This window comes from Azospirillum thermophilum, from assembly GCF_003130795.1.
Classification (GTDB): Bacteria; Pseudomonadota; Alphaproteobacteria; order Azospirillales; family Azospirillaceae; genus Azospirillum; species Azospirillum thermophilum.
The window spans coordinates 1,467,912-1,486,951 of record NZ_CP029353.1 but is presented as its reverse complement, the minus strand read 5'-3'; the positions used below and the strand labels follow the sequence as shown (position 1 = coordinate 1,486,951).

Annotated in this window: 19 protein-coding genes and 2 pseudogenes; 12 read left to right on the top strand and 9 right to left on the bottom strand. The window is 68.2% G+C overall.

Annotation, left to right across the window (positions count from 1 at the left end):
• Nucleotides 1-71: 71 nt before the first annotated feature.
• From DEW08_RS13300 to DEW08_RS13275, 6 genes are all read left to right on the top strand, one after another.
• Complete coding sequence (locus DEW08_RS13300) at nucleotides 72-1,103, top strand: ABC transporter substrate-binding protein (protein WP_109327828.1); 1,032 nt, start codon at nucleotides 72-74, stop codon at nucleotides 1,101-1,103.
• A gap of 16 nt (nucleotides 1,104-1,119) precedes the next feature.
• Nucleotides 1,120-1,881, top strand: coding sequence for an ABC transporter permease (locus tag DEW08_RS13295; RefSeq protein WP_109327826.1), 762 nt, complete (start codon nucleotides 1,120-1,122; stop codon nucleotides 1,879-1,881).
• Between the two features lie 56 nt (nucleotides 1,882-1,937).
• Nucleotides 1,938-2,699 carry an ABC transporter ATP-binding protein gene (locus DEW08_RS13290; RefSeq protein ID WP_109327824.1) on the top strand — a complete coding sequence of 254 codons (762 nt, stop codon included), beginning with the start codon at nucleotides 1,938-1,940 and terminating at the stop codon, nucleotides 2,697-2,699.
• 79 nt (nucleotides 2,700-2,778) lie between these two features.
• The gene (locus DEW08_RS13285) at nucleotides 2,779-3,483 is read left to right on the top strand and encodes an SOS response-associated peptidase (RefSeq protein WP_109327822.1); all 705 of its coding nucleotides are present in this window, start codon (nucleotides 2,779-2,781) and stop codon (nucleotides 3,481-3,483) included.
• A complete protein-coding gene (locus tag DEW08_RS13280) occupies nucleotides 3,461-4,033 on the top strand; it encodes a thermonuclease family protein (RefSeq protein WP_109327820.1) in 573 nt (190 codons plus the stop codon). The genes DEW08_RS13285 and DEW08_RS13280 overlap by 23 nt, the downstream gene beginning before the upstream one ends.
• A gap of 182 nt (nucleotides 4,034-4,215) precedes the next feature.
• The gene (locus DEW08_RS13275; protein WP_109327818.1) at nucleotides 4,216-5,031 is read left to right on the top strand and encodes a PhyR family response regulator anti-anti-sigma factor; all 816 of its coding nucleotides are present in this window, start codon (nucleotides 4,216-4,218) and stop codon (nucleotides 5,029-5,031) included.
• A gap of 102 nt (nucleotides 5,032-5,133) precedes the next feature.
• Here the strand turns inward: DEW08_RS13275 and DEW08_RS13270 are convergent, their stop codons facing one another.
• Nucleotides 5,134-5,391: a GlsB/YeaQ/YmgE family stress response membrane protein gene (locus tag DEW08_RS13270; RefSeq protein ID WP_109327816.1), complete on the bottom strand. Its 258-nt coding sequence runs from the start codon at nucleotides 5,389-5,391 to the stop codon at nucleotides 5,134-5,136.
• A gap of 229 nt (nucleotides 5,392-5,620) precedes the next feature.
• Between DEW08_RS13270 and DEW08_RS13265 the strand changes: the two genes are divergently transcribed.
• On the top strand, nucleotides 5,621-6,247 hold the full coding sequence (locus DEW08_RS13265) for a DUF4142 domain-containing protein (protein ID WP_109327814.1): 627 nt from the start codon (nucleotides 5,621-5,623) through the stop codon (nucleotides 6,245-6,247).
• 80 nt (nucleotides 6,248-6,327) lie between these two features.
• Here the strand turns inward: DEW08_RS13265 and rpe are convergent, their stop codons facing one another.
• The 5 genes from rpe to DEW08_RS13240 form a co-directional block, all read right to left on the bottom strand.
• Entirely contained in the window at nucleotides 6,328-6,981 is a 654-nt protein-coding gene (gene rpe / locus DEW08_RS13260; RefSeq protein WP_109327812.1) for a ribulose-phosphate 3-epimerase, read from the bottom strand.
• Between the two features lie 112 nt (nucleotides 6,982-7,093).
• Entirely contained in the window at nucleotides 7,094-7,819 is a 726-nt protein-coding gene (locus DEW08_RS13255) for a hypothetical protein (protein WP_109327810.1), read from the bottom strand.
• A gap of 131 nt (nucleotides 7,820-7,950) precedes the next feature.
• Nucleotides 7,951-10,272, bottom strand: coding sequence for an LPS-assembly protein LptD (locus DEW08_RS13250; RefSeq protein ID WP_109329830.1), 2,322 nt, complete (start codon nucleotides 10,270-10,272; stop codon nucleotides 7,951-7,953).
• Between the two features lie 95 nt (nucleotides 10,273-10,367).
• Nucleotides 10,368-10,610, bottom strand: a complete 243-nt coding sequence (locus tag DEW08_RS13245; RefSeq protein WP_109327808.1) for an Lrp/AsnC ligand binding domain-containing protein — start codon at nucleotides 10,608-10,610, stop codon at nucleotides 10,368-10,370.
• A 4-nt stretch (nucleotides 10,611-10,614) separates the two neighbouring features.
• Nucleotides 10,615-12,159 carry a DEAD/DEAH box helicase gene (locus DEW08_RS13240; protein WP_109327806.1) on the bottom strand — a complete coding sequence of 515 codons (1,545 nt, stop codon included), beginning with the start codon at nucleotides 12,157-12,159 and terminating at the stop codon, nucleotides 10,615-10,617.
• A gap of 221 nt (nucleotides 12,160-12,380) precedes the next feature.
• On the opposite strand from DEW08_RS13240, the pseudogene DEW08_RS13235 reads away from it, so the two are divergent.
• Nucleotides 12,381-12,922, top strand: a pseudogene (locus DEW08_RS13235) (isochorismatase family protein).
• A 19-nt stretch (nucleotides 12,923-12,941) separates the two neighbouring features.
• Nucleotides 12,942-13,652 carry an alpha/beta fold hydrolase gene (locus DEW08_RS13230; RefSeq protein WP_109327804.1) on the top strand — a complete coding sequence of 237 codons (711 nt, stop codon included), beginning with the start codon at nucleotides 12,942-12,944 and terminating at the stop codon, nucleotides 13,650-13,652.
• Nucleotides 13,653-13,663: 11 nt separating this feature from the next.
• Here the strand turns inward: DEW08_RS13230 and DEW08_RS13225 are convergent, their stop codons facing one another.
• Nucleotides 13,664-14,236 carry a hypothetical protein gene (locus DEW08_RS13225; protein WP_109327802.1) on the bottom strand — a complete coding sequence of 191 codons (573 nt, stop codon included), beginning with the start codon at nucleotides 14,234-14,236 and terminating at the stop codon, nucleotides 13,664-13,666.
• Between the two features lie 34 nt (nucleotides 14,237-14,270).
• Nucleotides 14,271-16,258, bottom strand: a pseudogene (parE, locus tag DEW08_RS13220) (DNA topoisomerase IV subunit B).
• 106 nt (nucleotides 16,259-16,364) lie between these two features.
• On the opposite strand from parE, the gene DEW08_RS13215 reads away from it, so the two are divergent.
• Nucleotides 16,365-16,760: an acyl-CoA thioesterase gene (locus DEW08_RS13215; RefSeq protein ID WP_109327800.1), complete on the top strand. Its 396-nt coding sequence runs from the start codon at nucleotides 16,365-16,367 to the stop codon at nucleotides 16,758-16,760.
• An 83-nt stretch (nucleotides 16,761-16,843) separates the two neighbouring features.
• Here DEW08_RS13215 and DEW08_RS13210 read toward each other — a convergent pair whose 3' ends face one another.
• Nucleotides 16,844-17,131, bottom strand: a complete 288-nt coding sequence (locus DEW08_RS13210; RefSeq protein WP_109327798.1) for a hypothetical protein — start codon at nucleotides 17,129-17,131, stop codon at nucleotides 16,844-16,846.
• A gap of 283 nt (nucleotides 17,132-17,414) precedes the next feature.
• On the opposite strand from DEW08_RS13210, the gene DEW08_RS13205 reads away from it, so the two are divergent.
• Together DEW08_RS13205 and pdhA are read left to right on the top strand one after the other, a co-directional pair.
• The gene (locus DEW08_RS13205) at nucleotides 17,415-17,804 is read left to right on the top strand and encodes an FtsB family cell division protein (protein WP_109327796.1); all 390 of its coding nucleotides are present in this window, start codon (nucleotides 17,415-17,417) and stop codon (nucleotides 17,802-17,804) included.
• Nucleotides 17,805-17,981: 177 nt separating this feature from the next.
• Nucleotides 17,982-19,004, top strand: coding sequence for a pyruvate dehydrogenase (acetyl-transferring) E1 component subunit alpha (pdhA, locus tag DEW08_RS13200; protein WP_181449422.1), 1,023 nt, complete (start codon nucleotides 17,982-17,984; stop codon nucleotides 19,002-19,004).
• Nucleotides 19,005-19,040: the final 36 nt, after the last annotated feature.

Sequence of the window (19,040 nt, the reverse complement as noted above, 5' to 3'; positions counted from 1 at the left end):
AAATCCTGTCTTCCTAATTCACAAAAGCGTGGTACACACGCCAGAGGACATTCCCCGAGGATTCGACAGCCATGACCAGCCTCTCCCGCCGCGCCGCCCTTCTTTCGCTGGCCGCCTTCGCTTCGGCCGCCGCCCTTGCGCCCGGCACGGTCCGGGCCGCCGATCCGGTGAAGCTGGAGATCGGCTATATTCCGATCCTCGCCGCCGCTCCGCTGTTCATCGTGGACGCCGAGGGCTGGGCGAAGGAGGCGGGGATCGCGCTGAAGCTCACCCGCTTCGAATCCGGCCCCCATGCCATCCAGGCGATGTCGGCCGGGCAGATCGACCTGCTCTACGCCGGCGTCGCGCCGGCGCTGGTCGCCCGCAGCAAGGGAGCGGACATCACCGTCATCGCCAACTCGTCGGTGGAGGAGATGGTCGTGGCCGGCCGCGGTGCCTTCGCCAAGGCGGTGGGGGAGACTCCGACTGCGGACTCCTTCAAGAAGTTCGCGGCGGATGCCGGCCGCAAGATCAAGATCGGCACCCAGCCGCCGGGCTCGGTGCCCGACACGGTGCTGCGTCACTGGCTGTTCAAGGTGGTGAAGGTCGATCCGGCCGACGTCGATCTGGTGTCGATGGGCATTGAGAAGACGCAGCAGGCCCTGCTGGCCGGCGCGCTCGATGCCGCGACGATCCGCGAGCCGACGGTGACCATCACCCGCCAGATGGACCCGAACGTCGTCCTGCTCGCCAACGGCGCGCAGATGTTCCCCGACCAGCCCGGCACCGCCGTCACCGCGCGCGGCGCCGTCCTGCGCGACAACGCAGCCGCGGTCCAGGCGCTGATCAAGGCCCATATCCGGGCCGTCGACCTGATCGGCAAGGACCCCAAGCGGGCGGCCAGACTGGTCAACGAGTATCTCGGCAAGGGGCTGATCGAGCCGGAGACGCTGGAGGCCGCGCTGCGCGGTCCGGCCGCCAAGTTCGTCGCCGACCCGCACAGCGTCGTCCCGGCGGTGGAGAAGATGATGGCCTATGCCAAGGAGATCGGCGTCGCCGAGGGTACCGTCCCGGTGGCCGAGGCCTTCGATTTCCGTTTCTACGACGCCGCCGTCGGCAAGTAAGGCGGATCGACCAGCGATGCGCCGTCTGAAAGCCCCGACCTCCCTGCTGCTGTCGGCCCTGGGCGTCGTCGCCTTCCTGCTCGCGTGGGAAGCGGTGGCGCGCAGCGGACTGGTCCCGGCCCGGCTGATCCCGTCGCCCAGCGCCGTTCCCGCCGCCTTCCTTGCCGAATTCGGGCGGGGGACCTGGCAGGCGATGGTGATGGCCAGCCTGTCCCACTATCTCGTCGGCCTGGCGCTGGGCTCCGTCCTCGGCATCGGCTTCGGCACGGCGGCGGCGCTGTGGGGCGTGTGGGACGCCTTCCAGGCCTGGGTGGTGCGCATGCTGCGCCCGATTCCGGCGATCGCCTGGATTCCCTTCGCCATCATCTGGTTCGGCGTCAGCGAGGGGGCGGCCTCCTTCCTGATCGCCCTGACGGTGTTCTGGATCAACTACTATGCCAGCTACGCCGCGGTACGCGGCGTGGACAAGGACCTGATCGAACTCGGCTACGCCTTCGGGCAGGGCGGGCTGATTGCGCGGCTGTTCAAGATCGTGCTGCCCGGCGCGCTGCCCGGCATCCTGTCCGGCCTGCGGGCCGGGCTGGGGCAGGGGTGGATGACCGTGGTGGCGGCGGAACTGTTCGGCATCTCCGGCCTCGGCATGCGGATGATGGAGGCGTCGGGCCTGCTGGCGACCCACATCGTCGTGCTCTACATGGTCACCATCGCCTTGCTGTACGGGATCTCCGACTTCCTGTTCATGCAGGTTCAGACGCGGGTTCTGTCATGGCAGCGGTAGGGGCAGCGGTAGGGGCGGCGGTAGGGGCAGCGGCAAAGGTGGCGGCAGTGGCTGGAATGACGGCGGGCGAGGCTTCGGCGAAGCGCGACACGGTGATCGATCTGGAGGGTGTGTCCATCGCCTACGGCGATGCGCCGCCCGTGCTGGTCGACGTCGACCTGTCGGTGGAACGCGGCAGCTTCGTCGCCATCGTCGGACCGTCGGGCGTCGGCAAGTCGACCCTGCTGCGCGTCGTCGCCGGCCTGCACAAGGCGGGCAGCGGCCGTGTCGTCATCCATGAGGCGAACAAGCCGGGCCACCGGCCGGTCGGCCTGGTCTTCCAGGACGCCCGGCTGCTGCCCTGGCGCCGGGTCGCCAGGAACGTGCGGCTCGGCCTCGAAGGGCTTCCGCTGTCGGCCGCCGACCGCGAGCGGCGGGTGGAGGAGGCGCTGCGCCTCGTCCGGCTCGACGGCTACGGCCGCCGCTGGCCCTATGAGCTGTCCGGCGGCCAGCGCCAGCGCGTCGGCATCGCCCGCGCCCTGGCGGTCGATCCCGACATCCTGCTGATGGACGAGCCGTTCGGCGCGCTCGACGCCATCACGCGCAACGGCCTGCAGGACGAATTGCGGCGCATCCATCGCGAAACGGGCAAGACGATCCTGTTCGTCACCCATGACCTGGAGGAGGCCGTCCGTCTGGCCGACAGGATCGTCGTGCTCGGCGGGGCGCCGGCGCGGATCGTGCGCGACGTGCCGAACAACTCCGGCGCCGACGGGGTGCTGTTCCGCGATCAGGTCGAGGCGCTGCGCCTGGACATCGCCGACAACTACAGCATCTGAATTCCGGAAGCCGGGGCGGGCGACCGCGATCTGGCGGTTCGTCCCCGTCCGCGCCATATTCGGTGGCATGTGCGGACGAATGCTCCTCGTGACGCCTGTCGACGATCTGCGGGCGGCCTTTTCCTTCTCCGAACGGCCCAACCTGCCGGCGCGCTGGAATGTCGCACCGACGCAGGACGTTCCCGTGATCCGGCGGGCGGAGGACGGCAACCATCTGGCGCTGCTGCGCTGGGGGCTGGTGCCCTCATGGGCGGCGGATCCCTCGGTCGGCGCCCGCATGATCAATGCGCGCGGGGAGTCGGTGGCCGGGAAGCCGGCCTTCCGCGACGCCTTCCGCAAGCGGCGCTGCCTCGTCCCGCTCGACGGCTTCTACGAATGGGCGGCCGAAGGGCGGCGCAAGCAGGGCTATGTCATCCGCCGGCGCGACCGGTCGCCCTTCGCGCTCGCCGGATTGTGGGAGCGCTGGCGCGGCCCCAAGGGCGGGCCGCCGCTTGCCGAACCGCTGGAGACGATGACCATCGTCACCACCGGGGCCAACGCGGCTCTGGCGCCCCTGCATGACCGCATGCCCGTGGTGCTCGACCGTTCGGACTGGGACCTGTGGCTCGATCCGCAAGCGCCGTTGCCGGTGCTGGAAAGGATGCTGCGGCCGGCGCCGGACGATCTGCTCGACCTCCAGCCGGTCGGGCCTAGGGTCAACAACGTGCGCAACGACGACCCGTCCTGCCTGGACCCGCCGCCGGACATGCGGAGCCCGGACGATGCCGCGCCGACGCTGTTCTAGCCCGCCGGCGCTGGGGTCCGGCCTGCCGGTGCTGGCGGCTCTGGCGGCCGCGCTCGCCTGTCATCCTGCTGCCGCGGCCGGCAGCGGTACCTCCAAAGGCACTGTGTTCTCTACGCCCAACCAGATCATAAAGGGGAAAGCGGCTGCGCTGGAGGGAGACCTGCTCGCCGTCGACGGCACGCCGATCCGGCTGATGGGCATCGACGCGCCGGACCCGGACCAGAAGTGCCGGAACCGCAACGGCCATGAACTCGATTGCTTCCGCATCGCCACCGCCGTGCTGGCGAATCTGGTGAAGGACCAGGAGGTGGAATGCACGGTCGCAGAGCGTGACCGTACCGGCGAGAAGAAGGGAGAGTGCCGCGTCCGCGGCGTCGATCTGGGAAGCGCGATGGTCTCGCGCGGCTGGGCGTTCGCCTATCGCAGCCTGTCGCCGGTTTACGCCTCTGCCGAAGCCTATGCCCAAAGCAAGAAGCTTGGGCTTTGGGCGGGAAAAGTGGAGAAACCGGCGCAGTGGCGGTCCCGCCAAAGGCGGGAACAGGGCCGGTGAGCTCTGCCAAGAGAGGAAGGGGCACTTCACTTTTTTAGGGTTCGCCGGGGCGCCGGGTCCGTGATAGGGTTTCAGTGTCTTAACTGATTCTTAACCAAGCCGGCGGTGCCGGTCCCGACCCCCGCCAAGGGAACGCCGGGCGGCGGGGCGATTGGACAGCCTCCGGATGCGGAAATCGGGTCATGCGAGTCTACGCACGCGAACTGTACGATCATCTCCCCTATCTGCGCCGCTATGCGCGGGCGCTGACCGGTTCGACCGAACGTGGCGACGATCTGGTGACGCGCTGTGTCGAAGTGGCGGTCCTGGCACCGTCGCGCTTCGGTCTCGACAAGGGACAGGGCGCGCGGCTGCCGCTCTACGCGCTGCTGCACCTGCTCTTCGACGAGCCCGAAGAGGATGGCGAGGGTGAGGCGGACGGGGCGGAGGGACGTCCGATGGCCTCGCCGCACCCGATCGAACGGGCGCTCGCCGCCCTGCCGGAGGTCGAGCGGCGACTCTATCTGCTGATCACCCTGGAAGGTCTGACGCTCGTCGAAGCCGCGCAGGTCCTGCACCTGTCCCCGGTCCAGGCGACCAAGCGCCTGAAGATCGCCCGGGACGAGGTGCGCGCCGCCCTGACGCAGCGCGTCCTGGTGGTCGAGGACAATCCGCTGCTGGCCATGGAGATCGGCGAGCTGGTGACCGACATGGGCCATGTCGTCTGTGGTACGGCCGGCAGCGAGCGGGAGGCGATGGAGCTGCTGGAGGCCGAGCGGCCGACCCTGGCGCTGCTCGACGTGCGGCTGGGCGACGGCGGCAGCGGCGTGGAGATCGCCCGCCACCTGCGCCAGAAGCGGGCTCTGCGGACCATCTTCGTCACCGCTTTCGACGGCGACCTGGAGGAGCTGGACGCCCGTCACCTGGGGCAGATCGTCCGCAAGCCCTTCACCAACGAAGCGATCCGCGCGGCGATCTCCCGCGCCGTCTTCATGCCGACCCCGGTGGCGCTCGCCTGACGGGGCGTCTGCTGTCCGCGCTGCCGCGAGGCGCGGCACATGTGACGAAGCCGGGCTGGATCCCTCCAGCCCGGCTTTGTCGTGGTCTGCCGTCCGTCCCGGTCAGACGGTGGTCCGGCGTCCCGCCACCATGCGGTACAGGGCCAGAATGATGATGGCTCCGACCACGGCGCCGATCAGTCCCGCTCCTTCCCCGGCCCGATACCAGCCGACCGCCGCTCCCAGGTAAGTCGCGACGAACGCGCCGGCGATCCCGAGTAGCGTGGTGATGATGAAGCCGCCGGGATCACGGCCCGGCATCAGGAACTTGGCGATCAGTCCGGCAATGAATCCGATGATGATGGTCCACAGAATGCCCATGTCCTATTCCCTCCTGTAGCGGAACCCTCGGCCCACCACTCCATAACGCGTGAAGCGGCGTTTGGTTCTCGCCTTTGCCCATTCTCTGCAGCGGTTGAGCTTCAGCGGATTTTCGCGCTTGCCGGCTGCCGCGGAACCTTTCCCGACGACCCCATGTTGTTCGGGCGCCCATTCGGGATGTGACATGAAGGGGTCCGCGACCAGGACCCGACAGTGAGGGAGACCGATCATGAACAAGCGCTTCGCCCTTGCGGCCGCCATTGCCGCGACCGTCCTGTCGACGCCGGCGCTCGCCCAGTCGCAGTTCGATCCGGATCGGGCGACCGGCCCGGCCAAGGGGCTGCCGGTGACCGATACGCCGACGGCCGGCAAGGTCTTCGTGCTGGGTGAGGATGTGGCCCAGCTCGGCTCGGCGCGCGATTTCGTGACCCAGGCCGCGTCGAGCGGCTTCTTCGAGGTGGAATCGAGCCGTCTGGCGCTCGACCGGTCGCAGAGCGATCAGGTCCGCTCCTTCGCCCGCCAGATGATCGAGGACCACACCCGCGTCAATCAGCAGCTCGCCACGCTGTCGCGCGCCCAGGGCATCGAGCCGCCGATGCAGCCCGATGCGACCTTCCAGCAGAAGCTCACGCAGCTTCAGGGCCTGTCCGGCAACAGCTTCGACCGGATGTATCTGAACGAGCAGGTGACGGCGCACAAGCAGGCGGTGAACCTGTTCGCCACCGCGGCCAACAGCACCGCCGCCGACATGGCTCCGTATCAGGCCTTCGCCGCCCAGACCCTGCCGGTCCTGCGCCATCACCTGCAGGAGGCCGAGGCCCTGGCCGGCACCGGTATGCCGACCGCGGCACGCTGATCGGGGCGTTCCTTCCCGCAGTCGGATCGGCTGGACCGAACCCCGTCCCGTTCGCGGGCGGGGTTCGCCTTTGTCTGCCTTCAGCGAAGGGCGCGGATGTTCGTCGCGTACTTCTCCGGGCCGCCGGTGAAGGTGGCGGTTCCGGCGACCAGGACGTCCGCCCCGGCCTCGATGGCGAGGCGGGCGGTGTCCACATTGATTCCGCCGTCCACCTCCAGGTCGACCGGCCTGCCGAGCGCGTCGATCCGCCGGCGCAGTTCGCGGATCTTGGGAAGCTGGCTGGCGATGAAGCTCTGTCCGCCGAAACCGGGATTGACCGTCATCACCAGGATCAGGTCCACCTCCTCCAGCACATGCTGGATCGCCTCGACCGGGGTGGCGGGATTCAGCGACACGCCGGCCTTCTTGCCGAAGGACTTGATGAGCTGAAGGGTGCGGTGCAGGTGCGGGCCGGCCTCCGGATGGACGGTGATGATGTCGGCCCCCGCTTCCGCGAAGCCCGCGATGTAGGGATCGACCGGGGAGATCATCAGGTGCACGTCGAAGGGTTTCGCCGTATGCGGGCGCAGAGCCTTCACCACCGCCGGCCCGATCGTGATGTTGGGGACGAAATGACCGTCCATCACATCGATGTGGATGTAGTCGGCACCCGCCGCGTCGACGGCGCGCACCTCATCGCCCAGCCGGGCGAAATCGGCGGAGAGGATGGACGGAGCAATCTTGACCGCGGTCATGGCGGGACTTTCCTGGCGGCTGGAAGGAAGACGGCGCCCTCCCTTAGCACGGGCGGGCGCCCGATCGAAAGCCAAAGCACGAACGGGCGGCGTAGCGGCCCGGCGCCGCCGCTCAGGGGAAGGGGCAGCGGTCGGCGGTGACGTCGACGAAGGACCGCTGGCCGGCCACGAAGGTGAAGCGGTACTCGGTGTTGTCGATCACCAGCGACTGGTGCAGCGGCAGCACGCCGCTGACGGTGGTGCCCTTGCCGCCGATGCCGGTGATCCTGATCGTCACGGGCTGGGTCGGGTCGAACCAGCTCTCGGCGTTGCCCTGGGCATCCCGCGAGGATTGCCCCTCGCCGGCGACCGTCACCGTACCGTTGGTGAAGCTGACCGAGCGGGTGCCGCCCTTCAGCAGCGGGGTCGCCAGCGAGAAGCGCTTGGTCTCCGGCTGCTGGCAGTTGCGCGGAATCTGGGCCTGCTGGATCACGAAGGCCAGCCGGTTGGCGTCGAGCCCGGCCTTCAGCCGCTCGGCGACGAGGTGCGTCAGGCGGGCCAGGTCGCCGGTCGGCACCTCGCGCTGCAACCGATGCTCCAGCTCCGCCGCTTTGGCCTCGGCAACCCGTGCCGCATGCTGCATCTGGCTTGCCAGCAGCTCATACTCCGCCTTCTGCCGGGACAGCGCCGCGTTCTCCTCGCGCAACGTGACGTCCCGCCCCTTCAACTGCTCGATGCCCATCTGGTAGGAGAACAGCCCGACGCCGAGCAGAAGGACCAGCAGCAGGCCGAACTTGCCGACACCGGTCCACATCCGGCGCCGGTAGCGTCGCTCATAGTCGTATCGTCCGAGAGTCATGGCAGCTTTGCGCAAGGAGGAGAGGCGGGAAGGGCGTCTATGGCTACCGGCAACGGGGGTGCGATGCAACCCCCCAAGGCCGCCGCAGAGGCGTTTCGCCCTGTCTCCCCTTTACTGCGTGCCGGCCGCCCTCACTTCGCCGTCGACGATCCGAACAGGCTGTTGAGACCGATGCCCGGCGTGTTGAACTCGCCGACGTTCTTGAAGATGAAGCGGAAGAAGATCGAGTTTCCGTCGCTGACCCCGCCCGCGGTCGTGGTGTAGTCGCGGCGCGCGATCGTCTGGAAGATCAGGCATTCGTCGGCGTAGGACAGCACAGCCAGGCTGGAGCGGGGCCCCGGCTGCGGCAGCATCGCCTGCGAATGGCTGACGCCGATGCTCCAATGCGTCGAGAAGGCGGAGGAGAGGCCGAAGGTTGCCTGTTCCACCTGGTCGCGCGTCACCGCGTTGCGCACCGACGTCTGGTCGACATAGGTGTAGGCGGTCGAGAGGCGCAGGAGCGGGACACCCGCCGAGGCGTTCAGCGAGTGACGCCGCGGGCGCAGCGTGTCGTGGTCGATGCGGAAGCCATAGTTCACGTCCAGCCAGTCGGCCGGCTGCAGGTCGACACGGCCGACATAGTCCGAGACGTTGTCCTCCAGCCCTGATCCGACCTGGAAACTGTTCGTCTGCGTCAGGCGGCGGCTCTGGCCGATGAAGACGCTCGCCGCCCCCTCCTTGTTGCCGTAGATGGCGGAGCGCAGGCCGTAGGTCACCCGCAGGCCGTCGTCCAGCCGGTCGATGCCGGTGAAGCGGTTGGGCATCAGCAGGTTCACCTCGTCGAACTCGACGTCCAGGCTGTCCTCGTTGGGGAACACCTTGTTGTTCGGCAGCTTCGGCGCTGCGGTGAGCTGCGCGATCGGCTCGATCAGTTGCTGCGACGACTCGCCATAGCGGACGAAGGGATAGCGGACGGTGGCCTGCCCCTGCGGGAAGAAGCGGAAGCGGTTGACGGAGTCGGATCCGCGCGCGCCGACGTTGGACGAGTTGAAACGATCCGCGTTGTAGCCGGCGACGAGCACGCTGCCGTTCAGCGTGGTGACGAACCCGACGTTCGAGACGATCTCGCGCTCCCAGCCCGGCTGGACGGAGATGCGCCGGGTGTTGGCGCCATCGTCCCGTCGGGTGACCGACAGGATGTTGCTGTCCAGCGACCAGCGCCCTCCCAGCAGGCTGCCGGGCTCGCCGAAGGCCTGCCAGCGGGCCGACGGCATCACGATCGGCTCGGCGATCGTATTGCCATAGCGCAGGTCCTGGAAGCTGTAGGCGTTCACCGCCGCGTAGTTGCGCCCTTTGAACCCTTCCACGAAGGCCCGGCTGGTCAGGTAGTCCTCGCGGAAGTCGTAATAGCGCCGCAGGAAGGTGTGGTCGCTCGCCCGCTTGACGTCGAATCCGGTGCGCCAGGTGTCGTCGATGTCGAACAGGCCCTTGGCGGCGATGTAGCCGCGGGTCCGCCGGTCCTTCGGCGAGTCCTTGGTGCCGCCGTTGCTCAGTTCGCCGCGGGTGATCGCACCCTCGACGGAGAAGCGGCCGTTCTCGATGCGCCGGCGATACTGCCCGCCGAGCAGAAGCCCCTGCTTGGAGAAACCGCTGACGTCGAAGGTCGCGTCCTGGTCCTCGCCGATGTCCCAGTAATAGTGGTTCTTCAGGATGAAGCCGAGGTCGGAGCTGTTGCCGAAGCCAGGTGTCAGGAAGCCGCTCTTGCGGTCCACCGAGGGATCGGGATGCGACAGGTAGGGCGTGTAGGCGACGGGGATGCCGAAGATCTCCATCGTCGCGTCGCGGTACCGGACTTCCTTTTCCTGGTTGTCGTGGACGATGCGGACCGCGCGGATCTGCCACAGGGGCGCGCGGGTCGGATCCTCCTTGCAGAGGTCGCAGGGGCTGTAGACGCCGCGGTTGACGCGGGTCAGCCGGCCTTCGCGCCGCTCGCCCTCGTTGCCGGCCATGCGGCCGTTGTCGGTCATCAGGACGCGGATGTTCTCGATGAACACGTCCTTCATGTCATCGGTCAGTTCGGCATAGTCGGCGAAGACGATGTCGCCCGACGGTTCCACCAGCCGCACATGACCGGTCGCCGTGACGACCTTGGTCTTCTGGTTGTAGGTGATCTTGTCGGCCTTGACGCTGCGCTGCCCCTGCGCCAGCTCGACATTGCCGGCGGCGGTCACGAGGTTCTGCGTCTCGTCGAAGGTGACGGTATCCGCCGTCATCAGGACCGGCTGCTGCCGCTCATTGGCGGTGTCGCCGGGGGCGCCGTTCGCCGGAGCGGTCTTCGCCGGGGTCTGGGCCCCCGCCAGATCGGACAGCATCACTCCGCTGGCGATCATCAGGCCGATGATGCCGGAGCGCAGGATGGGGGAGATGGTGTCGTTTCGGGTGGCGCGGGCGCGCCCGGAGCGATGCTGGAGCATGCGGAACGATTGGGGGAACCGCACGGCCAAGTCAACGATTTCGGTTGTGAGTTCCGCAGCCGGCCCCGCGGTGTTGCCGCGGGGCCAGGGCCGGGTCAGGCAAAGGCCTTATAGGCGATCAGGGTAAAGGTGTCCCGCACGCCCGACAGGGTCTGGACATGCTCGGTCACGAACCGGCCGATGTCCGTGTCCTGGTCCAGATAGCACTTCATCAGCAGGTCGTACTGGCCGGAGATGGAGTGCACCTCCGACACCTGCTCGATCTCCTGAACCGCCTGGTCGGCCACCTGATAGGCCTTTCCCAGGTCGCACTTGACCATGACGAAGATGGTCTGCATCGGCTCAGCCCTCCTGCGCTCCGTCCAGTGCCTCGGCCTTGGTGTCGCGGGCCGCATCGGCCGGCCGCGGGCGCGCGGCGCGCAGCATGAAGGACGGCACGTGGTCGCCGAAGCCGATCACCGCCACGTCGTCGTCATCGTCGTCGCGGCGGCGGCGGCGGTCGCGATCCCGGTCGCGGCGCGGCTCGCTGCGGCGGGCTTCGGCGGCGGCGACCGACTCACGCGGCTGCGACGGACGCTCGTCCCTCTGGCGCTCGTCCCGCGGACGGTCTTCCCGCTGGCCGGCCTCGGCTCGGGGAGCCCGCTCCTCGCGGGATGCCTCGCGGCCGGCGCGCTCGCCACGGTCCTTGGTCCGTTCGCTCCTGTCCCGGCCGCGGCCGCCGCGACCGCGGCTGGGACGCGCCTCTTCCTCGCCGAACTCGGCCGACTCGAGGCCGTCGATGGCGATCATAGGAATCTCCCGTTTGATGAGGCGCGCGATCGCGGACACCAGCTTGTCGTCGTCGGGGGTGGCCAGCATGAAGGCGCGTCCCTGACGACCGGCGCGGCCGGTGCGGCCGATGCGATGGACGTAGTCCTCGGCGTTGATCGGAACGTCGAAATTGAAGACGTGGCTCAGGCCCTGGACGTCGATGCCGCGGGCGGCGACGTCGGAGCAGACCAGCAGGGTGATGTCCCCGCGCTTGAACGCTTCCAGTGTTTCCGTCCGCTTGGACTGCACCATGTCGCCGTGCAGCGCGCCGGCGTTGAAGCCGTGGCGTTCCAGCGAGCGGCGCAGCACGTCGATGTCGCGCTTGCGGTTGCAGAAGATGAAGGCGTTCCTGACGTCCTCGGTGCGCAGCAGGTGGCGCAGCGCCTTGCGCTTGTCCACCTCGTGCACCAGGGCCATCGCCTGGGTCACCGTCTCGGCCGGGGAGGCCGGAGGGGCGACGCTGATCTCCTTCGGGTTCATCAGGAAGGCGTCGGCCAGCCGGCGGATCTCCGGCGGCATGGTCGCCGAGAAGAACAGGGTCTGCCGGATCTTCGGCAGCTTGCTGACGATCCGCTCGATGTCGGGGATGAACCCCATGTCGAGCATCCGGTCCGCCTCGTCGATGACGAAGACCTTGATGTCGTTCAGCATGATGTTGCCGCGCTCGAACAGGTCGATCAGTCGACCGGGAGTCGCGATCAGCACATCCACGCCACGGTCCAGCCGCTTGACCTGTTCGGAGAAGGTCTCGCCGCCGATCAGCAGCGCCATGCTGAGCTTATGGTGCTTCCCATAGGTCTCGAAGCTTTCGGCAACCTGGGCGGCAAGCTCGCGGGTCGGCTCCAGGATCAACGATCGGGGCATGCGTGCCCGGGCCCGGCCGGAGGCCAGGATGTCGATCATCGGCAAGGTGAAGCTTGCCGTCTTGCCCGTTCCCGTCTGCGCGCAGCCGAGAACGTCGCGGCCTTGGAGGACCCAGGGAATAGCCTGTTCCTGGATCGGCGTCGGCTGGGTGTACCCCTTGTCCTCGATCGCCCGCAGGACGTCAGGGCCAAGCCCAAGTTCCGAGAATAGCATCCAACCTGTTTCTGTCTGGAGGTTGAAAAGATCGAGCGAATCGACGCCCGTTGCCTAGATGGTGCCGCAGAATAGGAAGTCAAAGGCCGCTGTCAATACACCTCGTGGCTTTTCGGGTGAAATAGCTGCCGCGGACGCGCCGGTTGGCGGCGAAAGAGCGGTGGGGTAGGCTGTTTTCCCCCTCGCCCCACCACCGATCCGCGAGAAAAAGGCTGCCCCCGATGCTGCTTCACTCCAACCGATCCGTCCTGGCCGTCGTCGATGTGCAGGAGAGGCTCCTGCCGGCGATCAGCGACTCCGAGCGGGTCGTCCGCAACGTCTCGCTCCTGCTGAAGGGGGCCGCCGTGCTGTCCGTTCCGGTCGTGGTGACGGAACAGTATCCCGCGGACTCGGCCCGACGGTGGAGCCGGTCGCCGCGCTCGTCCCTCCGGGGGCGGTCGTCGAGAAGATCGCCTTCGGCTCCACCGGCGAGCCTGCCTTCGTCGATCGGCTGAAGCGCATCGACCGCCCCCAGGTGGTCCTCTGCGGGACCGAGGCGCATGTCTGCGTGCTGCAGACGGCGCTGGGGCTGCTGTCGCTGGGCTACGAGCTGTTCCTGGTGGCGGACGCGGTGTCGTCGCGCCTGCCGGCCAACGCCGATCTGGCGATCGCCCGCATGCGTGGCTGCGGCGCGCAGATCGTCACCACCGAGATGGTGCTGTTCGAGTGGATGGAGCGGGCCGGCACGCCGGAGTTCAAGACGATCAGCGCCCTCATCAAGTAAGCGCACGGGAGACCCGACCATGACCAGCCGGAACGGCCGCCAGCCCCTGGTTCTCCTGCCCGGCATGCCGCTGGACGCCGCGCTCTGGGACCACCAGACCCGGCATCTCGCCGACGTGGCGGAGATGCGCGTGGCGAACCTGTCCGGGCGGGACTCGATCGCCGGCATGGCCGATCTCGTCCTGGCCGAGGCGCCGGAGCGATTCGCCGTCGCCGGCCTGTCGATGGGCGGCTATGTCGCCATGGAGATCCTGCGCCGCGCGCCGGAGCGGGTGACGCGGCTCGCCCTGCTCGACACCAACGCCCGCCCCGACACGCCGGAGGCGACCGCCAACCGCAAGGAAGGCATCGCGCTCGCCCGGCAGGGCAGGCTGCGGCAGGTGATGGCGGCGGCCCTGCCGCGGCTGATCCATCCCGACCGCATGGCAGACCGGCCGCTCGTCGAGTCGGTGCTGGCCCAGGCGGAGCGGATCGGCGTCGACGGGTACGAGCGCGAGCAGACGGCGATCATGACCCGGCCCGACAGCCGCCCCGGCCTCGCCGCGATTCGCTGCCCGGCGCTGGTCCTCTGCGGCCGCCAGGACGCCCTGACCCCGCCGGAGCTGCATGAGGAGATGGCGTCCCTGATCCCCGGCGCCCGTTTCGTGGTGGTCGAGGATTGCGGCCACCTCTCCGCCATGGAACAGCCGCAGGCCGTCACGGCGCTGCTGCGGCTCTGGCTGCAGGACTGAGCTCGCCGGGTTTAGGGACGACTCCGCCGGAAGACCGGGTGGTCCAGCCGGTCGTCGGCCTCGGCCCGCTTCGTCGGGAAGAGCGAGAAGGTCAGGTCGCCGATGAGCTGGCGGAAGTCCGGGTCTTCCATGGTCTTCACCTCGTCCAGCCAGCCGGTGGCCGAGGTCAGGGCGCCGCCGCCGCGGCAGAAGGCGCCCTGGACGACGATCGCGCCGCCCGGCGGGCGCGTCGGGATGGCCGCGTTGCGGCACAGCTCCGAATTCAGCGTGTTCTGCGCCGGGTTGAAGGCGAGCACCACGCGGTAGTCCGGCCGCGCCGTCTGGTCCGGCCGGATCGTGAAATGGGTGCGCACGCCGAAGACATGGTTCTGCATGTAGTCGGTGACGCGGTCGCCGAACCGCTCGCCGTCGCCGCCGAACGGATTGCCGTGGATCACCACCCGCAGGTCGCGGTCGCTGGCGGCATAGGCCAGCTCGCCCGGCGTGTAGGCCGGTGCGGGCAGGTCGGACACCACCCGCTCGTTGCCGCAGCCGGCCAGGAGCAGGAAGGCCGCCGCCACGGCGAGCGGGACAGGTCGTTTCATCCGCAATCCCTCTTCCACCGCCGGCGATCCGGCCTCAGACGTCGATGTCGTCCGCCTTCACGAACTTCGCGTTCTCCTGGATGAACTGGAAGCGCAGTTCGGGCCGCCGTCCCATCAACTGTTCGACCCGCATCCTGGTCCGCTCGATCTCGTCGCGCTCTTCCGGATCGGCGGTGTTCGGCACCAGGACGCGCAGCAGCGTGCGCTTGGCCGGGTCCATCGTCGTCTCGCGGAGCTGCGCCGGCATCATCTCGCCCAGGCCCTTGAAGCGGCTGATCTCCGGTTTCTTGTTCCTGAACATCCTGCCGAGCAGCTCGTCCTTGTGCCGGTCGTCGCGGGCATAGACCGACTTGCCGCCATGGCTGAGGCGGTAGAGCGGGGCAGGGCGAGGTAGAGGCGCCCCTCCTGGATCAGGCCCGGCATCTCGCGATAGAAGAAGGTCATCAGCAGCGAGGCGATGTGCGCGCCGTCCACGTCGGCGTCGGTCATGATGATGACCCGCTCGTAGCGCAGCTTGTCGACGCTGAAGTCCCGCCCGACCCCGCAGCCGAGCGCCTGGGTCAGGTCGTTCAGCTCCTGGTTCGCCTTCATCTTGTCGGACGAGGCGCTTGCCACGTTCAGGATCTTGCCGCGCAGCGGCAGGATGGCCTGGGTCTCGCGGTTGCGCGCCTGTTTGGCCGAGCCGCCCGCCGAGTCGCCCTCGACCAGGAAGATCTCGGTCCCCTCCGGGGTGGTGCGCGAGCAGTCGGCCAGCTTGCCGGGCAGGCGCAGGCGGCGGGTCGGGGTCTTGCGGCCCGTCTCCTTCATCTGCTTGCGGCGCTGCCGCTCCTCGGCGCGCTCGATCAGGTGCTCGAGCAGGCTGTTGGAGGAGGAGGGATCACCCGACAGCCAGTGGTCGAAATGGTCCTTGACCGCCGCCTCGACCAGCTTCTGCGCCTCGCCGGTGACCAGCCTCTCCTTGGTCTGGCCCTGGAAATGCGGCTCGCGGATGAAGACGGACAGCAGGACGCAGGCGTCGCCCATCACGTCGTCGGAGGTGATCTGGCCGGCCCGCTTGTTGTTGGTCAGCTCGCCATAGCCCTTCAGCCCGCGCGTCAGCGCCGAGCGCAGCCCGGCCTCGTGCGTGCCGCCCTGGGGGGTGGGGACCGTGTTGCAGTAGGTGTGCGAGAACCCCTCGTCATTGTCGGTCCAGGCGACCGCCCATTCGACGCGTCCCTGGCCGTTGGGGAAGTCGACCGCACCGGAGAAGGGCACCGGGGTCAGCGACTTGTGGTCCTTCAGCGCGGCGGTCAGGTAGTCCAGCAGGCCGCCGGGGAAGTGCAGCGTCTCCGCCGCCGGGGTCGTGGTGTCGACCGTCAGCAGCGAGGGATCGCAGCTCCAGCGGATCTCGACGCCGCGATAGAGGTAGGCCTTGGAGCGGGCGAGGCGGTAGAGCCGGTGCGGCTCGAAATGCGCGGTCTCCCCGAAGATCTCCGGGTCGGCATGGAAGCGGATCGTGGTGCCGCGCCGGTTGATGGCGCCCTGCCGGACCAGCGGCCCCTGGGGCAGGCCGCGGCTGTACTGCTGGATGAAGAGCTGCCGGTCGCGCGCGACCTCCACCGTCAGCCGGTCCGACAGGGCGTTCACCACCGACAGGCCGACGCCGTGCAGGCCGCCCGAGGTCGCATAGACCTTGTTGGAGAACTTGCCGCCGGAGTGCAGCGTGGTCAGGATGACCTCCAGCGCCGACTTGCCGGGGTATTTGGGATGCTCGTCGATCGGGATGCCGCGTCCGTTGTCGCGCACGGTCACCGTGCCGTCGGCCGCCAGTTCCAGATCGATGCGGCTGGCATGGCCGGCCACCGCCTCGTCCATCGCGTTGTCCAGCACCTCGGCCACGAGGTGGTGCAGCGCGCGGTCGTCGGTGCCGCCGATATACATGCCGGGTCGCCGGCGAACGGGTTCAAGCCCCTCCAGAACCTCGATATCCTGGGCGGAGTAACTGTCGGCCTTGCGCGCCGTGTTCTCGAAAAGGTCGCTCATGGCCCCAATCATAGGAATTTCGTCAGGGGTGCGCAAGCGCATGCTGTGGGGCTTCTATAACGCCGATACAAGATTTTGTGCGCGTAAAAAACTGTGAGGGACGGCTATGAGCGAGGCTGACGAGTACGACTTCAACCGCGGTCCGGCCCTGCGGGCGATCGCCATGCCGGCGGATACCAATCCGAACGGCGACATCTTCGGCGGCTGGCTGCTGTCGCAGATGGACCTCGCGGGCGGCATGGTCGCCGTGCGCCGGTCGCAGGGCCGCGTCGCGACGGTCGGGATCGAGGCGATGACCTTCCACAAGCCGGTGTTCGTGGGCGACGAGGTGAGCTGCTTCGCGACCGTCGAGCGGGTGGGGCGCACCTCCATACGGGTGCGGGTCGAAACCTGGGTCCGGCGCGAGCGCAAGCAGTCCGAACCGATCAAGGTGACCGAGGGCGTCTTCACCTATGTCGCGATCGACGCCGACCGCAAGCCGCGGGAAGTGCCGCCGGAATGAGGCCGGGGCCGGGCGGCGCTGAAAGGCCGCGCTGAAAAGGGCGGGCTGCGGCCCGCCCCTCAGGCACGAACGGAAAAAGGTACTTACTGACCGCCGCCGCCCGCGGTCGGGGCGCCGCCGCTGGTGTTGCCGCCGCCGCCGGCCGCGCCGCCGGCGGTGGAACCGCCCGGCGCGGTCGTCGTCGGGGCCGGGGCGTTGTTCATCGAGGAGCCGGAAGTCCCGCCGGTGACGGGGGCTCCGCTCGGCGAGGTGCCGGTGGCGGCCGGCTCGTTGGTGTTGCTCGAACCGCTGTTCGGCGTCGACTGGTCGTCGCAGGCCGCGAGCCCCAGAAGCAGGGCGGGCAGGGCGGCCAACAGGAACTTGCTGCGCATGGAGTGAGGCTCCTTACCATGGGTCGCATGGGCCGGCACCACCCGCCGCTTTCCGGCCGGCGGTACGCGACTGTGTGACCTCCAACACCCGGACGACGCCCTTCATCCCGGACACAGGTGCGACTTTTTTGTGACCCGTATTCCCGTGACCGGGGTCTTGCGGCGAATCGTCCTGGCGCATCCGGCTATTACTGCGTTGCACAAAGACCACGTCGCCACGAAGACTTGGGTGTTGCTTCTTTTTCGTTTGCCCGACGGCAAAGCCTGTGATTCCATCGCGGGCATGACCATGATCGCGAACATCTCCCTCTCCCTGAAGCGCGCGGCGAAGAGCGCCCTGCGGCAGGCCATCGGCCCGGCGATCGGCTCCTGCGTCGTCGCCTACTTCGCCTATTACGCCATCCACGGGGACCGCGGGCTGGTCGCCATGCAGCAGATCCAGAACGAGATCGCGCAGGCCGAATCCATCCTGAAGCAGGTCTCGGCCGAGCGGGAACTGATGGAGCGGCGCGCCCAGCTCCTGCGCGGCGACCATCTCGACCTCGACATGCTGGACGAGCGCGCGCGCTCGATGCTCAACCTTTCCAACCCGCGCGACGTCATCGTGACGCTGCCCAAAGTCTATGACCAGGACGAGGTAGCTACGGAGAAGCGGCCCGGATCAGTCAATTAACCGAAATCCGGTTAATCGGTAATTCGCTTTGAAAAACAGCCGTTTGCGCTGACGCTCACGGTCGTGTAGGGTGTGCGCCACATTCGCTTACGGTGCGGGGTGGTCAACGCCCCGCAACGCGTTGCGGCAACGGCTGTTTGGATGGGCTCGTTGCCGCTTGATCCTTGGGGAGGAACCATGGCCGCGTCCCGTCGCCGTCCCAAAGCGCAGACCGAAACCGCACCCGCTTCCGCTCCCGCCGCCTCGGCCGAGGAGCTGATCAAGTACTATCGCGAGATGCTCCTGATCCGCCGCTTCGAGGAGAAGGCGGGCCAGCTCTACGGCATGGGGCTGATCGGTGGCTTCTGCCATCTCTATATCGGCCAGGAGGCCGTCGTCGTCGGCGTGCAGGCCGCGCTGAACGACACCGACACCGTCATCACCAGCTATCGCGACCACGGCCACATGCTGGCCTGCGGCATGGACGCCAAGGGCGTGATGGCCGAGCTGACCGGCCGCCGCGGAGGCTACTCCAAGGGCAAGGGCGGCTCGATGCACATGTTCAGCCGCGAGAAGAACTTCTACGGCGGCCACGGCATCGTCGGCGCCCAGGTCCCGCTCGGGGCCGGCCTCGCCTTCGCGCACAAGTACCTGAAGGACGGCGGCCTCTCCGCGGTCTATTGCGGCGACGGCGCCATCAACCAGGGCCAGGTCTACGAGAGCTTCAACATGGCGGCCCTGTGGAAGCTGCCGGTGCTCTTCGTGATCGAGAACAACAAGTACGCCATGGGCACCTCGCAGGAGCGCGCCTCGGCCGGCGAACTGCACCAGCGCGGCGCCGCCTACGGCATCCCCGGCTACCAGGTCAACGGCATGGACGTGCTGGAGGTCAAGACCGCCGCCGACAAGTGGGTGGAGTACATCCGCGCCGGCAACGGCCCGGTCATCCTGGAGATGAAGACCTACCGCTACCGCGGCCACTCGATGTCCGACCCGGCCAAGTACCGCACGAAGGAGGAGGTCGAGAAGATGCGGACCGAGTCCGATCCGATCGACCGGCTGAAGAAGATCCTGCTCGACGGCGGCCATGTGGACGAGGACAAGCTGAAGGAGATCGATCGCGAGGTGAAGGCGATCGTCACCGAGTCCGCCGAGTTCGCGCAGCAGAGCCCCGAGCCCGATCCGTCGGAGCTGTGGACCGACATCCTGATCGAAGCCTGACGACAACGAAAAGCGGGAGCGGCGCCAGGGTCCGGC